The organism is Sporosarcina sp. P3 (assembly GCF_002743415.1).
Classification (GTDB): domain Bacteria; phylum Bacillota; class Bacilli; order Bacillales_A; family Planococcaceae; genus Sporosarcina; species Sporosarcina ureae_A.
In genome coordinates, this window is the sequence record NZ_PDZE01000008.1 from 81339 (window position 1) to 98385 (window position 17047).

The following is a 17047-nucleotide window of genomic DNA, read 5'->3' on the forward strand; positions in this document are numbered from 1 at the left end:
AATCACTCTCTTCTATGGCCATATCATGTCTCCATCAACATACGTTGCAAAATCCTTAAATGACCTTTTTTCTGTCATACCAAAGCGGTTCACTTCATAATTAGACCATTTCATATTGGCATACCCTTCGACCGTGGTATAGCCAATCAGTAATCCTACTTCTTTAGCCGCCGCAATAAACTCTTCATTATATTGGCCATACGGGTAAGCGATAGAAACGGCTGAAGGTACGTGTCGCAAATTTTCATGTAAATCTTCAATAATTTCTTCTTCCGTATGTTCGAATACTAAACCTGCTCCACTTTCTCTTCCTAGTTCATGTAACGCGCACGTATGGGCTTCGAACTGAAATACATCTTTCATTTCGTGTAGATCCTCTTCATTTAAATACTTTAGTAGTCCTCCTCCGTCAAATGCCGTACCGTCCTTTTCTCTATTGATACGGGCAGAAATAATATGTTGTGGCGAAGTGAATCCATATTGTTTCAAGATAGGATAGGCGTATTCTTTAGAGGATAATAAGCCATCGTCAAATGTAATAACCAACGCTTTCTCCGGCACAACGAGTCGGCCTTCTAAGTAATCATACAACTGTTGTGAGGTCAATGTCATAAATTGCTCATCTGCCAAATACGCCATTTGCTTTTCAAAACTTTCGAGTGAAATCGTGCTCATTTCCGTCTTCATTTGTTTACGGGGCAGTACTTGGTGATATAGCAGTACCGGTATCCCTTCGTCCATCGTGACAGTCGACTTATGAATATACCCTGCTCGCTCACCTACTTTGATGAGATACCAGTCCTTTTCTTCCTGTATGATAGGATAGCGATAACCTTGTCTTAATTGAATCAAAATATCACTTTCAAGATTCGCCTCTGTATACACAGGCGTTAGTTCGGCAGTTTTCACAGCGCCCAGTCGTTCGTTATGTACAGGAGCTTTGATCACGTTCTTTTCTACCTTTGCCTGACCTTTACGAATGAAAGCCGGCATCTTGCCTACTCGAATTTCGTAATACTCCTCATCTTCTCCTATAAGCGCAACCGCTTGATTGGCTTGTAGTTCACCGATTCGGATCAAATTCCCTTGCTTCATATAAATGGGTTGGTTGTTTGGTAACGTCAACACCTGTTCAAATTCTTTCTCTGTAATGAACGGTTTACTTTGTATAGTTTCTGCAAAAGCTGTAGCTGATTGCTCATGGAATAATGGCACTTCATTCAAATTCCACTTCGTTTCATTACCCATTATAAATAACAGTAAGCTCGCAAGTACTAGCAGACAGCTATATATTTTCTTCATGTGAATCCCCCTATTGTCATTTGCGCACCCTACAGACGGAGGATTTCAGAAAAAGTTTCAAAAGTTTTTAAAAGTTTTTTGAAGATCATCGTTCTTATTTAGAACTCAATCGACTTTTACTGAATTTCTTTACGTTTCCACAATAAAAAGCATTCTTTCGCTCTTAGAAGAACGAAAGAATGCTCACCACGTGATTAATTCACTTTACGACCCGTTTTCCCTGCTTTATCCCAGTAATCATCGCGGATTTGTACTTTCAAAATCTTTCCTGACGCCGTTTTTGGAAGTTCTTCCACAAACGTCACGCCTGTTACCGCTTTAAAATGTGCAAGATTCGACCTTGTGAATTCTATAATATCTTGCTCGGTTGCTTCTGCGTCGCTCCGCAATACAATATAAGCATGCGGTGTTTCTCCCCATTTCTCATGTGGCACTGCAATAACCGCAGCGTCTAGAACAGCAGGATGATCATATAGTACACCCTCGATTTCAATAGACGAAATATTTTCACCGCCACTGATCACGATGTCTTTCTTTCGGTCAACGATATTGACGTAACCGTGTTCATCTATCGTCCCCATATCTCCCGTCATCATATAGCCGTCACGCAGCACCTCATCCGTCGCCTCTTTATTCTTCCAGTAGCCTTTCATGACGCCATGACTACGGACTGCGATTTCACCTGTCTGCTGACCATCTTTGGCTACTTCTTCTCCGTAGTCGTCAACTAAACGAACATCTGCCCCGATCATCGAATAGCCTGCTTTGGCTTTTAACTGAAGCTTCTCTTCATCTGATACATGCTGGACAGTCGAGCGAATCGTAGAGAACAAACTTAATGGAGAAGTTTCTGTCATGCCATATACTTGAATAAACTCCCAACCAAGTTCTTTTTCGACTCGTGAAATGAATGATGGTGGCGGAGCGGAGCCTGCTACAATGACTCGAATCTTATGGTCGAACGTCGGCTTATGCTCTTCGCAATACTGAAAAATCAAATTCAATACAGCTGGTGCCATATGCAAAATCGAAACTTTATACTTTTGAATCGCTTCGATGATCGTTTGCGGTGACGTTTTACGTAGGCAAATTTGAGACGCTCCGTTCGCCGTATAATAAAATGGTGACCCCCAGCCATTCACATGGAACATGGGCAGCACATGAAGTAGCACATCGTCATCCGTCACACGCAAATGATGCATGGCACTCATCGCATGCAAATAGTTATTCCGATGCGTCAGCATAACCCCTTTCGGATTACCTGTCGTGCCACTCGTATACAGTAAACTGCACACATCATCTTCTTGCACGTCAGCCCGGTCAAATGGTTCCGTAGTGAAAGATTCAAGCCACGCATCGTAATCTATCGTTTCTGAATCATCTTGTTTATGATGAACAATAATCTTTTCTACCGTGTCGAGTGAGTGCTCAATCGGTTGGATAAGATGATATAAATCCTGATCGACAAATAATAATTTCGACTCGCTATGATTTAAAATGAATACATAATCTTCAGGCTTCAATCGTGTATTTAACGGCACCATGACGCCGCCTACTTGATAGATCCCATAAAACCCTTCCAGCATTTCAATAGAGTTTCCACATAAATACGCAACGTGATTTCCCTTTTCAATACCCAAATCACGTAACCCGCGTGATAACTGATTCACTCGACCGTTTAACTGCTCGTATGTAAAAGAACGACCTTCTTCTCCAAAAATCGCTTCCTTCCCCCCATACAATGTAACGGCCCGATCTAGAAACTGCGTCAAAACTAATGGAACATTCATCTGCATACCTCCTCATTCTGTTCTATTACAATTGTATAGTAAACGTTTTCATTTTACTATATTTTCTATCATTTTAAATTTACCATAAGCCGTATCTTAGTAGAAACATTTTTATACAGCGGTTTTCATCTATATCATGTTATAAATAAACCTTATAAAACAAGGTTGGGACAGTACAGAAAAAACGTAAGGGGAATGTCCTTTACGCTTTCTTCTGTTCTTATCAGTAAATATTTTTTTAGAGTAACAGAGTGTACCGGAACGGAGAAAGGCCGACTCCTGAGGGATCAGCGTGCGCCTTGAGACCCTGGACAGGTGCCTTAATTTCTGCAAAGTACACAGAAATACGGCAAAGCGAACCCTACGTTGTTCGCTTGGCTCAAGCCACGTCCCTCGGAAAGCGTGCCTTTCGGAGTGCAGGGAAACGGGGGGGAGATAGTTATGTCCCACCCTCGTTTAATTGCATGAACAAAAATTTTACTTCCCCAATACCTTCTTCACATCCGCCACCAGCAACTCATTGTCTGGATCGCTCATGCCGTTATACTGCTTGACGATCTCTCCATTAGGATTAATTAAGTAAAAGAAAAAGCTATGCGATCGCTGATCCAGCGCGCCTTTTTCCAGCACGGCCTTAAACGTATCCACCGACATATTTTGAATTTCTTTAAAATCATAACCCGTTAAAAACGTCATCGTCCGTAGATCCGCTCCGTAGTCTTTTGCATATTGACGTAACACTTTCGGTGTATCATTTTCTGGATCAATGCTGAACGAAATGATAGGAGGTGTTAAACCGTCGTTTTTTAATTCTTCCTGAATACCGACCATATTCGCCGTCGTTCTCGGGCAAACGGTCGTACAGTGCGTATAGGAGAAATAAGAAATCCACCAATCGCCTGTCAAATCATCCAAGCTCATTTTCTTCTCATCTTGCGTAATGTATTCGAAATCTGGAATCTTATCTGACCTATTCGTTTCGATCGTATGGTTGCAGGCACTCAGAAATAGAACGGTTGCCAGTAGGATGAAGACGGATCGGATATTCATAGGCATCTTTCCTCGCTTTACTATGTATGAAAGAAAAGAGAGAGGTTTCGCCTCCCTCTCTCCGCTTGTCGTATTACGCTTTGGCTGTTGCCTCTTGTTGAACTAACTGGCCTCCTCCATTCTCTAAGACCTTGATCATACCTTCTGCAGCACGATATGCTAGAGCACCAACTGTTGCTGTAGGATTGGAGCTACCCATTAGTGGGAATGAAGAAGCCCCCACTACGAATAAATTATCCATATCCCATACTTGTGAGTAGTTGTTGACAGCAGATGTCTCAGGGTCATCTCCCATCACTACACCGCCCCCAGTATGGTCAGATAGTGACGTCTTATCAAATTCCGTTTCCTCTGTAATTTCAGGAACAGTTATATAATCCGCTCCCATTTGCTCCAGTAACTCTTTCCCTCTTTGATGAGCGTATCTGACAATATTTCGGTCTTGATCATGGAACTTACTCGTGACACGCAGTAATGGATCGCCGAATATATCTGTATACGTCGGATCCAAGTCCATATAGTTTTCTCGCCAAGCTAGAGCACCGTTTTGTTGTTGAACGTCTATCCGACGGTTCGCATAGAAAATAGACTTGTCCTTAAACTCTTTCCCCCAAGACGGAACGCCTGCAGGCACATGGTTATTTGTAATCGGTCGATCTCCTCTTTGAGACGTACGCAAACAGAAACCATGCAAGAAATCGAGTTTCGTATGATCAAGTTGTTCTACGTTGAAATCATCCATCGTCACGCCAAGCGCACCGGTACCTGCATAGCGATTGAATTTCTTCTCATCGAAAAATCCACGTACACGCGTATGCGTCAAGTTGCGCTGGTGAGCAGTCAAGTGACTACCGATGACGCCCGTCCCATCTTTCGGATTATATGGCTTGCCGATTTCGGACAACAGCATAAGACGAGTATTCGTGAAGGTAAATCCGGCTACCACGACAATATCTGCCGGTTGAATGAACTCTTCTCCTGTTTCCGTATCTACATATTTAATCCCAACTGCTTTCCCATTTTCATGTACAATTCGAACCGCATACGCATGATTGCGCAACTCAAAATTACCGCTTTTATGTGCTGTAGCTAAAACCGTAGCAATCGGATCGGATTTCGCTCCGAAGTCACAGCCAAATGATTCACAAAACGCACAGTACACACACCCGTTGATCGTTTCGCCATCCGGGTTCGTATACGTCTCGGATAGGTTAGCGGAAGCGATACGGTACGGGTGATAGCCTAGTTCTTTTGCCGCTTTCGTAAAGGTGCGAATGATATCCGTTTCTTTCATTGGCGGTGTCGGGTAGTCATCCGAACGCTGCCCTGGTCGCAATGGATCTGGCTCGCCAGAAATACCGGCAGTTTTTTCAAACTGATCGTAATACTTCTCCAGCTCATCATATGTAATACCCCAGTCTTTTAATTGCATATCTTTCGGAATGATTTTTTCTCCATACTTTTCTACTGTCTTCGTATGCATTTCGAAATCCGTTGGAAGCCAACGATATACCATGCCGTTCCAGTGTACACCTGAACCGCCAGTATCCGTACCATTGATCGCATTCGTATCGTTACTTCGGTTAGGTGTCGCCGTTTCGTCCAGTGTATTACGAATCGTCAATGTTTCTTTGTGCAATTCTTGGAACATGAGTTTTCGCACATCGTAGCGAAGTTCATCTTTTGCACCGACGAAATCTTCTCGTTTCTGCGCTTTCCCTCTTTCTAATCCGACTACCTTATATCCTTTTTTCGTTAATTCAGCTGCCGCAATGCCGCCTGCCCAGCCTGAACCTACGATGACCGCATCTACTTTATCTAATGTTTTTACCATTCTGTTCTCCCCTTTCCTATACTTTATTTAGGTTGATAATCTGTCAGGCTCACTTGATCCATTTTCACAAACTCATCTTCTTCAATCATATGGGCATACGACGAAATAGCTCCTGGATATTCTTTCATTTTCCAGCCTTTCATATCTCGATTGCCTCCGTATAATGGATCACAATATGCTCCTTCAAGCGTAGTAGAACGCAACAAGGAGAAGAATCCTTTCGAACTGATGCCTTTGACTGCTACTTTGTCATCTGCAAAGTCCGTCATAATTTCTATTTGCTGATCTTCCGTCGCTTTGGCGAAATTCGTATCAAATCGTTTTTGACTCTCGGCATCCATGGCGCGTAATCCATTAATGAAAATCTGTCCACGATCGAGACTAGAGTCCGCAGCCGCTACTTTAGGACCTATAAAAGGACCTTGTCTGTAATCGCCTACATTGGAGCCATAAGGGCCTGCCAGCTGTTTATCGATATAATAAGGAACGCCTAATTCTATCGCTCCAGGACCATTATCATCTTCTGGGAAAATTCGCTCCACTGCCTGTTCCAAAATAGCGAAATCGGCTAAACGTGTAAAATACATACGCGCTTCTTCATAGCGCTTCTCTTTATCGCTTCCTTTGCCAGCGGTCGAATTGGTGTTGGAATCATTTTTAGATCGATTGCTAAACAGACCTCCTAGCAACGCACCACCGGCTACACCTCCGACAGCAATTCCTGTGTTTTTGACGAAACTGCGGCGTCCTGGATCGGACACTTCATTTGTGTTCTTCGGGTTGTTCGAATTATGATCAGCCATTAGCTTGTCCTCCTTTTTATGTAAATAAGTCCACACTGTACTAGCGGTGCATACGGGAATATATTTGTATTTAATGAAATAGTGAATGCGTATGCAATGAAGAGCGCATGATCTATGTATTCGCAACGCTAGTAGATACTAGATGAGCCAGCAAGTTGTAAGAAAAATACTGCATGAAAGAAACGGACGGGTCCATGCACAGTGTACGTAATATGTCTGTATTTTTCAAACTATTAAACTTTACCCTATTAGTAAAGAAAGAAACATGATAATCCGATTACGTGTAATTATTTTTAAAATGTCACATCACTGCCCTTCGTTCTCATACACTACTATGAGGTGAAAATATGATGAGGGTAAAATATCGAAATTCAGATATCGATTTAATGGCCAGAATGATGAGAGCGGAAGCGGAAGCAGAAGGAAATCTAGGCATGTTATTTGTTGGAAATGTCATCGTCAATCGTGCAATAGCCGATTGTCTGGACTTCAATGATGTACGGTCCATAAATGATGTAATTTTCCAAATACAAGGCAATAATTATTCATTCGAAGCGGTGCAAAAAGGAAACTTGTTTTATCAACGTGCGCGAACTTCTGAAAAGAAATTGGCTGAACAGACTCTAACGTACTGGCGACAACACCCCGCCCATTATGCTTTATGGTACTTCAATCCATACGGCCCCTGCCCGCCTACTTGGTATGATCAGCCGTTTACCGGGCAATACAAAAATCATTGCTTCTATGAACCACTACCCGGTACGTGCGATAGTGTATATATGGGATAAGGCAGGTGCCATTTACTAGCCTCAATTGAACATTTTGGTTGGGGATGATAAACTGGTCCTATGAACACGATCGTACGTAACGAGTAACCACCTTCCACTTGGTCAGGGTAGAAGGTGGTTACTTTTCTATTTATACTACTAAATAACTGTCAAACAGGAGGTACTACTAGTGCAAATTATTACTTCACACGTCAATACCGACTTCGACGCGCTTGCTTCAATGATTGCAGCAAAAAAGCTGTATCCCCACGCACAATTGATTATTTCGGACAAGCTAGAACACCGCGTACAACGTTTCTTAAATATTTACCGGGATGTCTTCGACTTTGTGCCGAGCGCTCGAGTAGACTGGGAACAAGTGACCGAAATGATTATCGTCGATGTCGCTTCTTTATCTAGAATCGGTAAACTTCCCGATGATTTTGATGCCTCCACACGAAAAATCATTGTCTACGACCATCATCAAAAAGGGGAGAACGATGTGCAGTATGATGAAGGCATCGTGGAATTAACTGGCGCTGCCGTCACTCTGCTTATAGAAGAAATACGTAAACAGGACATAGCTATTTCCAGTTTTGAAGCGTCTCTCTTCGGACTAGGCCTCTATACAGACACGGGAAACTTTACATACGCCAACACGACTGTTCGGGATATGAAGGCCGCTACCTATATACTCGAGCAAGGGATGAGCCTGGAAATGGTCGGTCGTTTCGCAGAAGAAACGTTAACGTCCGAACAGCAAGATCTCTTGGATCAGCTGCTCACACATACCGAAATTCATGAAGTAGACGGTCTTGAAATTGCGGTCAGTACGCATGAATTGGATCATTTCGTCAACGGCTTGGCATTAATTACGACAAAGGTTTTAGGAGTTAAAGGAACGGATGCTGTTTTAACCGTCGTGAAAATGAAGAACTCCGTGTTCGTCGTAGGCCGTGCAAACTCAGAACGCATCACGTTGCAACCCATTTTGAAAAAACTTGGAGGCGGTGGACATCAACATGCAGGTTCCGCCATGGTGAAAAAAGGGGATAAAGAAGTGATTCTTGAAGAAATCAACAACAGTTTGGACACGATACTGCGCCCTGCGATTACCGCAAAAGAATTGATGACTTCTCCTGTCAAAACACTGACTCCTGATACTACAATCGAAGAAGCAGGCCGTCGCATGTACCGCTATGGACATTCAGGTTATCCGGTCGTCGAAAACAAAAAAATGGTCGGACTCATTACTAGGCGTGATCTCGATAAAGGCAATCACCATGGACTCGGTCATGCACCGGTAAAAGCCTATATGACGACTAACATCTACACGATCGGGCCTGATGCTTCACTCGAAGAAATTCAAGAGCTCATCATTCAGCACAACATCGGTCGATTACCTGTCATCGATGATGGAGAAATCGTTGGCATTGTAACTCGATCGAATATTATCCAAGTACTATATAGTGATATGATGGCAGATAAAGAAACACCCGGCACTCCGCCTTCCCATGAACTCATTAACAAAATGGAAAAGCAACTGCCCGAAGAAGCTCTCCAGCTGTTAAAAGTAATTGGAGAAACAGCTAGTGACATTCACCTACCTGTCTATTTAATTGGTGGAATCGTACGGGATATTTTGTTAGACAAGCCAAATTTCGATATTGATATTGTGGCGGAAGGTAATGGAATCGAATTGGCGAATAGATTGATGAGAACATACGGTGGCGACGTTTTGGAACATGAAAGCTTCGGCACGGCAACATGGAATACGCCATCCGGTTTGTCGATCGATATCGTGTCGTCTCGACTCGAATACTACAGACAGCCTGCCGCCTTACCCGAAATTGAGACATCCGTTCTCGAAGATGATTTACAGCGTCGTGATTTTACAATCAACGCGATGGCCATCCGACTCAACGCCGAAGCATTCGGCGAACTGCTTGATCCGTTTGGCGGACAAACTGATCTACGCGAGAAAAAAATCAAAATTCTTCACAATATTAGTTTTGTCGAAGATCCCACTCGAATTTTCCGAGCAGTACGCTTTGAACAACGTTTCGGATTTTCAATGGATGAACAGACAGAAAAATTGGCACTCGAGTCTATCGATAAAGTGATCCATTTGTCACCACAACGTATGAACGAAGAAATGATCCGGTTGTTTACCGAAGGCAGTCCGCAAGAAGTCATCCGACGCCTATTTGAACTGAATGTATGGCAACAGTTCGGTGTAGATGAAAAACAGTTAGATGCTTCGGTAGCTACGGCTGAACATCTAGAACGAGTCTACAACGAACAAGTGCGAAAGATGACGAATTTAAAAATTGCGGAAAAACCTAGCTGGTTCAATTACTTTTTACTCCCCTTCTATTGCAATGATAGCTTATATGCCGCAGAGAAGTTCACGCTACGGAAAAACAGGAAAAAGTTGTTGGAAGAAGTGATGGAATTACCACGACATGAACAGTGGAAAGAAGCCACACAAGCTGGAGACTACCATCTGTTTTTACGTGACTACTCCGATGAAGCCATTTTGTTTATCCTAGTGGCCGATCAAGCACCTTATCTAGAAGCTGTGATTGAATATTTATATCGTCGTAACGAACTGCAAAGCTATTTGAACGGTAGCGATTTAGTCAAAGCAGGACTCAAACCAGGCCCCACTTTCTCCAACATCTTGCTCCACTTAGAAATAAGCCAACTTACTGGTGAAGTGTCTTCTAAAGAAGAAGCCGATCAATGGTTGGAAGAGTATGTATGTAAGCTTCAATAAATCATCGCAGAACACCCCGCATTTATCCATGAAACGCGGGGGGTGTTCGCTTTACTATATACTGGTCTAAGGTCAGCAACATCCCAATAAAAAACGCCTAGAAAGGGAGTGGATCACTCGAACTTTCCAGGCGTTTCTTTTTTAGGTTCTTCTATTTCGAATCCGCTCTAAATCCTGATTTATCATAGCCGTATTTGTCATAACCATTTCTATCATAACCGAGCTTATTATATCCTTTACGGTCATAGCGATCCACGTCATAACCCGACTTATCATACCCTTCATCATCTCGATCGGTTCCATTTCGGTGGATGCCTTGAGGAGTGAAGCCATTGCAATCGAACCCTTTTGTATCATACTTCGTACCATTCGCATGTTTGCCGTCTCGATTAAAACCATAGCGATCATAGCCGAATCGGTTATAGCCTTCTTTATTGAAACCGTTCTTATCATATCCTTGCAAATTAAATCCTTTTTTATCATAACCTTGACGATTTCGACCATTTTTGCCGAAACCTTCTCGATCAACGCCTGCTTTATTAAAACCATCTCGATTATAGCCTTCACGATCCATGCCATGTTTATTGAACCCTTGAGCATCGTAGCCTTCCGCATCATAGCCTAGTGAATTCAAGCCTGATGCGTCGTACCCTGCTCGGTCGAAGCCATCTCGATTGTACCCGTGCTGATCATATCCTTCTTCATCGTACGTCTTCTCACTAATATGTGCGCCATCGCGCGTAAAGCCTTCACGGTTGTATCCTCTTTTATTGAAACCTTGCGCATCAAAGCCTGCCTGATCAAAGCCGTGATCATCGAATGGACTGTTATTTAGATGAACGCCTTTGAAATCAAAGCCTTTGCCGTCATACATCGTACCGTTCATATGTTTGCGATCACGATTAAATCCTCTTTTGTCATAGCCGAATTTATTGTAGCCTTGACGATTGAAGCCGTTCTTATCGTACCCTAGCTTATTATAGCCATCCGTTCCATACCCTTGGGCACTCACACCGTATTTATTGAAACCGTATTTGTCATACCCTTGCTTGTTAAAACCCGCACGGTTGAAACCATGAATATCGTAACCATCTCGGTTATAGCCATTCTTGTGAAAGCCTTGTCGATTGAAACCATCCGCTTTATAGCCTTCTTTGTCATAGCCTTGGACGTTATAACCGCTTTTATTATAGCCTTCTGCGTCGTAACCATACCGATCATAACCCGTTCGATCAAAGCCTGCTTTATTATAGCCCGTTGCCCTAAATCCTTCTTTGTCATAGCCTTGATTATTATAGCCATTTTTGTCAAAGCCCTGCGCATCAAAGCCGTACTTATCAAAACCACTCGCATTAAATCCTTGTTCATTAAACCCATGACGGTCATAACCAAACTTATTAAAGCCTCGTCTGTCAAAACCTTCACTATTATAAATTGTCGTATCTCGTTCTATATTTTTACCTTTTAACGGATCACCATAATTCATGTCGTACCTCCGCACAATATGTTATCGAATTCACTCTCTCTATGCATCATACTACAAAAAGAGGGTAAACTCACCAAGTTTTGCAAGGACGACAAATGAAGTGTAGTGAATTGACCCAAACTAGAACATATATATCCGATTACGGACTGAATGTTTAACGTGGCGGTAGGTTTACTCTTTAAATATATGTTTCTTATGCCATTTCAAATATGGCTTGTTTTTCTCCGTTCGGTTTACTCGCATCTTGCTATGCAATCCGTACTTGTCGTAATTTTCTTCGGAAATTCTTGAAGAAATATGAATCTTGCCTGTGCCGTCAAACGCAATGAAGCCGTTATGATAGAGCGCATCGTGATTACGACAAAGAAGGATGCCATTATTCGGATCGACGCGTTCGTTGTTCGTGCAATCTTTCCAAGGTTTGGCGTAGCTGGCTTGCAATAATTCGGGCAGCTCAATGTCGCAGAGTGCGCACTGGTCATTCCATAATTGCATGAGTTCGTTGCGGAATCGCTGGTGCGCCATTCGCACTTTCGTTTTCGTTTCCGATTCGGTTTCAGCGAGAACCGGAATGAGGAAATCATGCTCCGTCTTCTGCACGGTGCCCATGACGAACTCCAATTGTTCTTCATCGATTTCATAAATATTCAAATCTGCAATCAACTCAACTAATTTAATCGTCAGTTCTTCGTTACATGGGAAGAGATAGCCTTGATTTCCATTGCCGTTCTCTTGAAATGCCGAGTACTTGATCGGCAATAAAGGAAGAAGTTCATGGAAACACTCCGCAATGGTCAACGGATGATCAAGTTCATGATAGTCCACTTCCACCAAGTACCCTTCGGCGTCTTCACTATCTATCAACGGAATTCCAGACGGTTTTCGCTCCTCGCGGTAACTCGACTTCGCCACACTTATGGCAACCATATCCCCTTTTACATAATGAAAGATCCGATCTCCTTCGCGTACTTCTTTCATTCGTTCCCAAAAATGATGAACATTGCCTATACTGTCTTGTTGCAATGACCAAAGCACACCCAATTCTTTCTCTTCATCATATGTACGTCCTTGCATCACAATATAACTTTGCATCGTGCTTCACTCCTATATGCGCTACGTGGTTTCCTCAAGTATAAGGCTTTACTGGATGACTAGGAAATTATTGCTTTAGCATCGTATAGTTCATCATAATCAGTACAAAACCTGTTGACTGACTGTCTAGTCACGCTATCAGTATAATGAAATTACAATACCCTTCGCTTACGGAAGACTATAATTCATCGTATTATAAGAAATCCATCCCGTATAGTAGCTACCGTGTAGTTCTACTTCAACTTTGCACCACGTTCTCTCAGTGCTTTCTACTTGCGTATCCACAATATATACTTCAGTTCCTCTAGGTAAAGCTACAAGTACTTTCCCATTCAATGTAGGCGCAGCCCGTAGGTTACCTGAACTCGTTACGACCGTTTGATACGTATACAACACATTGCTTGCTGCAATTCGTGCTCGTTCTAATTTCAACAATTCGAGTTCTTTATTTTTAGCGGCAGCTGCTGCTTTTGCCTCTTGACTTCTCTTTTCATCTTCTATGGCTTTTGCCTGCTTTTCTTCTTCCGCTTTCACAAGTGCAACTTTTTTGTCTTCTTCCTCTTTTGCAAGCGCATCCTTTTTCTTCATATCTTCCTCTGTAGCGATCAGCGTATCTTTCAAATCTTTCATATTCGAAGATGCAGGTGCTACGCGCAAGTAATTATTGACCATCTCATACGCTGCTTCAAAATCTCTATTCTCCATCAACTCTTCTATTTCCAAAGTACTTGCCTCTTCTATATTCTCCAACTCTTTTGTAGCTTTTTGAAATAACTCATCCCCATTGTCTGGTATTTTAGAAAAATGTTTAATGGCTTTGTATCGATCATTCGTATCCAATGATTCCATACCGAGTTCATACTGCTCGTTTGCTTCCTTTAATTCAAGTGCGCGTTCTCTCTTTTCCATTACACGATCGGAATAGTTAGCTGTCAGTAGATGATCGTAAATGGCAATTCCATTATCAAACTTCCCAATCGCAACTAATGAATCAGCCTTCTTCACCATGCGGTTGTCTTTAATGGTCATAAACAAAAATACACCGACTACTAAAACTACTACAGACAATACAGATAGAACAATAATTTTCTTATTGCCTCTAGTTTTCTTCGAACTATCACTTCTTTTCTCCATTTCTAATGCCCCCTTTATTTAGATGTTGCACAATCTATGTATTGAATCATGAAAATTATACGGCTACATTTTTCTCAATGTCACTTCAATTTCTAGATCAGCAGTCAATAGCGATACTATTATACTATGATTTTTGACTCACCGCACGCACTTTCCACAATTTTCATACAACTATATAGCATCATTTGTTGCGATCGGACATAGTTCCACATCGCACATCAAAAAACCCAACAGAAAATACTATCTGTTGGGTATTCGATTCCATATCATGAATTTTCCGTGCCAAGTACTTGCTCACTCCGTCCATTCCTTCAACAAAACCTTACACCCTTCGATAATATCAGGCGCCACTACACCGTAATTCGAATAGACTTCCGCCTGGTTTTCACCCGCTTCTGCATGTACATAAGCAGCGGCAATCATCGCTTCTTTTGGCGTAGCCCCCTGTGCAAGAAATGAGGCAATCAAACCAGTTAACACATCACCTGACCCGCCTTTGCCAAGCGCATCACTGCCAACCGGATTCATATACACTTCCCCGTCAGGCGTAGCAATGATTGAGCGATGTCCTTTCAGTAATAAATACAGTTGATGTTCTTCAGCAAACTGCTTCGCGATCTCCAGCCGATTCGTTTCTACCTCTTGAACGGTCGTATTCAACAACATTGCCATTTCCCCGGGATGTGGTGTACATACTACAGGGCCTTCATACCGACAAATGATATCCAGCATATTTCGAGACAAAAACAATCCATCAGCATCTACTACAACCGGTTGTCCACTTAACGACTCCCATAGCGAACGCATCCACGACTCGCCACCTTCAAACCGACTCAACCCCGGCCCAACAGCTACTACATCAAATGAATGAAATGTCTCTCCATCATGAAAAAGATTCCCAAAATGACCATCTGTTTCTTCCATAGGCCAAAACAGTGCTTCGGGTAGTTGCGTAGCGGCCATTGGATACATCCCTTGTGGTACACCGAGCGTCACCAAACCCGCACCTGAATGCAAAGCTGCTTTCGCTGTAAAAATGGGTGCGCCAACATAGGACTTCGAGCCTCCGAGTACGAGCACATGTCCAAACGTCCCCTTATGTCCATGCTTCGGTCTTTTCGGCACAGCGGCTGAAGCGACTGATTGCGTGATCACACACGGTAAAGTTAGCGAAAGCTCGTCTACAATCGACAGTGGAACAGAAATATTCACAGCTTTCCAATTTCCGATGTATTGTGGTCCTTGTTGTAGAAAAAAACCTTTTTTTGGCACAACGAACGTAATCGTCTGATTTGCACACACTGCCAAATCAGCCACTTCTCCCGTATCGCTATTTACCCCTGACGGCACATCTACCGCCACAACATATTTTCCTGATTGATTAACTAGCTCAATTACCGATCGGATCGGCTCACGAATCTCGCCAGTTGCACCCGTTCCGAGTAGCGCATCCACAATATAGTCTGCCTCGATTAATAGGCGCTGTAGTTCGGGCCTCGTCTCTTCATTCACATACACAATCGGCAATTTCCGATTCCTATACACATCGAAATGCACCTTCGCATCCCCTTGTATGTATACCGGGTCTACAGCCAAGCACAGCGTACAGTGTTTCCCTTCATCAAGCAGACGTCGCGCAATGACGAAACCATCTCCACCGTTATTGCCACCACCCGCCACGACTAGAAATTTCGCATCATGCATGTCGCTAGCTCGTCGCAACAATTCATCCGCTACTTTCGCTCCCGCATTTTCCATCAACACCGTCCCCGGCAGTCCGAGCGTTTCTATCGTATACTGATCCATCTGCCGCATATCTTCTCGTCCCGCTGCAAACATCCTATCTCCCCCTTTATTTTTGATTGAACACCATGAATCCACACGATAGTACGTTGCGTTGATTATCTTCTGAACAAACAGTACTTGTCCAGTTATTTACCAATCCATTACATGGCAACACGTACTCATGCAACTTAGCCCCCTCTACATGCAGGTCACTATAAAAGCCATTGTTCGATGTTCATCGCCGTGTTACGATTCAGCCATGAAGACTAAATAGAGGTGATGATCATACAGCTGAAAATTGAAGAATCCAAGGAATTTGAGGAGATTGAGATCACCATCAAATGTCCTGAAGTAGATGAGCGCCTCTCCCGCCTCACACATTAAACTGTGTCAAGTCCAAAAACAATTCGGAATATTTATGCTATGATACACATAACCAATATAACCGTTTAAAAAGAGGTGAATGAATGGATTTCATTGCTTGGACGATTATTGCTTGTGAAATAGGCTTTTGGGTTGTCATTCTCGCGGGCCTCATTACGCGATATGTATTCAACAAAAAACGGCTCGGTTTATTTTTCCTAGCATTAACACCAGTCATCGATTTACTATTATTAGTCGTCACGGCTACCGATCTGTATAACGGGGCGGTTGCCACACAAGTTCATGCCATTGCGGCGATTTATCTCGGTGTATCGATCGCATTCGGAAAAAGCATGATTCGCTGGGCGGACGAACGCTTTCTTTACTACATCAAGAAGCAAGGCACAAAACCTGAGAAGAAAACAGGATATGCCCATGCGCGCCATTCCGTAAAAGGTGCGTTGCAACATGTGCTAGCCTTGATCATCGGTGGCGGGTTCTTGTTTGTCATGATTTACCTGATTGGAGATGCCAATAAAACAGAAGCCCTCTCTCAAATGCTGAAATTATGGGCGCTTATTGTAGGCCTTGATATCGTCGTCTCACTTTCTTACTTCATTTGGCCACGGTCTGATAAAGTGAATCGGCATGGGTAACATGCTGTTTTCGTAGAGATACGGGTTCTGTATGTGGTTAGGCTTTTTTAAATGCATAGCTATCCAGGGACGCATTCGTACATGAATAGGTGTCCCTATTTTTGTATTTGAATTCATGTTACACACAACTATCGAAGGTAAATCGCCTTACAGCAGACAGAAGGATTAAGAAAAACACATAAATTTATGGACCCTGCTCATTACGT

12 protein-coding genes are annotated in these 17047 nt (G+C 42.8%); 3 read left to right on the top strand and 9 right to left on the bottom strand.

Translation table 11 applies throughout. The features are described 5' to 3' along the window. Positions 1–12: 12 nt before the first annotated feature. The 5 genes from CSV61_RS11390 to CSV61_RS11410 form a co-directional block, all read right to left on the bottom strand. On the bottom strand, positions 13–1302 hold the full coding sequence (locus CSV61_RS11390; protein WP_099639311.1) for a polysaccharide deacetylase family protein: 1290 nt from the start codon (positions 1300–1302) through the stop codon (positions 13–15). 194 nt (positions 1303–1496) lie between these two features. Beyond that, positions 1497–3092 (bottom strand): long-chain-fatty-acid--CoA ligase, encoded by a 1596-nt coding sequence (locus CSV61_RS11395; protein WP_099639312.1) that lies wholly within the window; start codon positions 3090–3092, stop codon positions 1497–1499. Between the two features lie 477 nt (positions 3093–3569). Beyond that, complete coding sequence (locus CSV61_RS11400) at positions 3570–4142, bottom strand: SCO family protein (protein ID WP_158233845.1); 573 nt, start codon at positions 4140–4142, stop codon at positions 3570–3572. A gap of 73 nt (positions 4143–4215) precedes the next feature. Then, entirely contained in the window at positions 4216–5976 is a 1761-nt protein-coding gene (locus tag CSV61_RS11405) for a GMC family oxidoreductase (RefSeq protein WP_099639314.1), read from the bottom strand. Between the two features lie 23 nt (positions 5977–5999). Further along, a complete protein-coding gene (locus CSV61_RS11410; RefSeq protein ID WP_099639315.1) occupies positions 6000–6779 on the bottom strand; it encodes a gluconate 2-dehydrogenase subunit 3 family protein in 780 nt (259 codons plus the stop codon). A gap of 347 nt (positions 6780–7126) precedes the next feature. On the opposite strand from CSV61_RS11410, the gene CSV61_RS11415 reads away from it, so the two are divergent. Together CSV61_RS11415 and CSV61_RS11420 are read left to right on the top strand one after the other, a co-directional pair. Continuing rightward, positions 7127–7567 (top strand): cell wall hydrolase, encoded by a 441-nt coding sequence (locus CSV61_RS11415; protein ID WP_099639316.1) that lies wholly within the window; start codon positions 7127–7129, stop codon positions 7565–7567. Positions 7568–7736: 169 nt separating this feature from the next. Then, positions 7737–10325: a CBS domain-containing protein gene (locus tag CSV61_RS11420; protein WP_099639317.1), complete on the top strand. Its 2589-nt coding sequence runs from the start codon at positions 7737–7739 to the stop codon at positions 10323–10325. Between the two features lie 151 nt (positions 10326–10476). On the opposite strand, the gene CSV61_RS16945 is transcribed toward CSV61_RS11420, so the two are convergent. The 4 genes from CSV61_RS16945 to CSV61_RS11445 form a co-directional block, all read right to left on the bottom strand. Then, positions 10477–11811, bottom strand: a complete 1335-nt coding sequence (locus CSV61_RS16945) for a hypothetical protein (RefSeq protein ID WP_199173618.1) — start codon at positions 11809–11811, stop codon at positions 10477–10479. A gap of 171 nt (positions 11812–11982) precedes the next feature. Beyond that, positions 11983–12903 (bottom strand): HNH endonuclease, encoded by a 921-nt coding sequence (locus CSV61_RS11435; protein WP_099639318.1) that lies wholly within the window; start codon positions 12901–12903, stop codon positions 11983–11985. 168 nt (positions 12904–13071) lie between these two features. Continuing rightward, positions 13072–14037 carry an SH3 domain-containing protein gene (locus tag CSV61_RS11440; RefSeq protein WP_099639319.1) on the bottom strand — a complete coding sequence of 322 codons (966 nt, stop codon included), beginning with the start codon at positions 14035–14037 and terminating at the stop codon, positions 13072–13074. A 294-nt stretch (positions 14038–14331) separates the two neighbouring features. Next, a complete protein-coding gene (locus tag CSV61_RS11445; RefSeq protein ID WP_099639320.1) occupies positions 14332–15876 on the bottom strand; it encodes an NAD(P)H-hydrate dehydratase in 1545 nt (514 codons plus the stop codon). A gap of 413 nt (positions 15877–16289) precedes the next feature. Here CSV61_RS11445 and CSV61_RS11450 point away from each other — a divergent pair, with 413 nt between their 5' ends. Continuing rightward, positions 16290–16841 (top strand): hypothetical protein, encoded by a 552-nt coding sequence (locus CSV61_RS11450; RefSeq protein WP_099639321.1) that lies wholly within the window; start codon positions 16290–16292, stop codon positions 16839–16841. Positions 16842–17047: the final 206 nt, after the last annotated feature.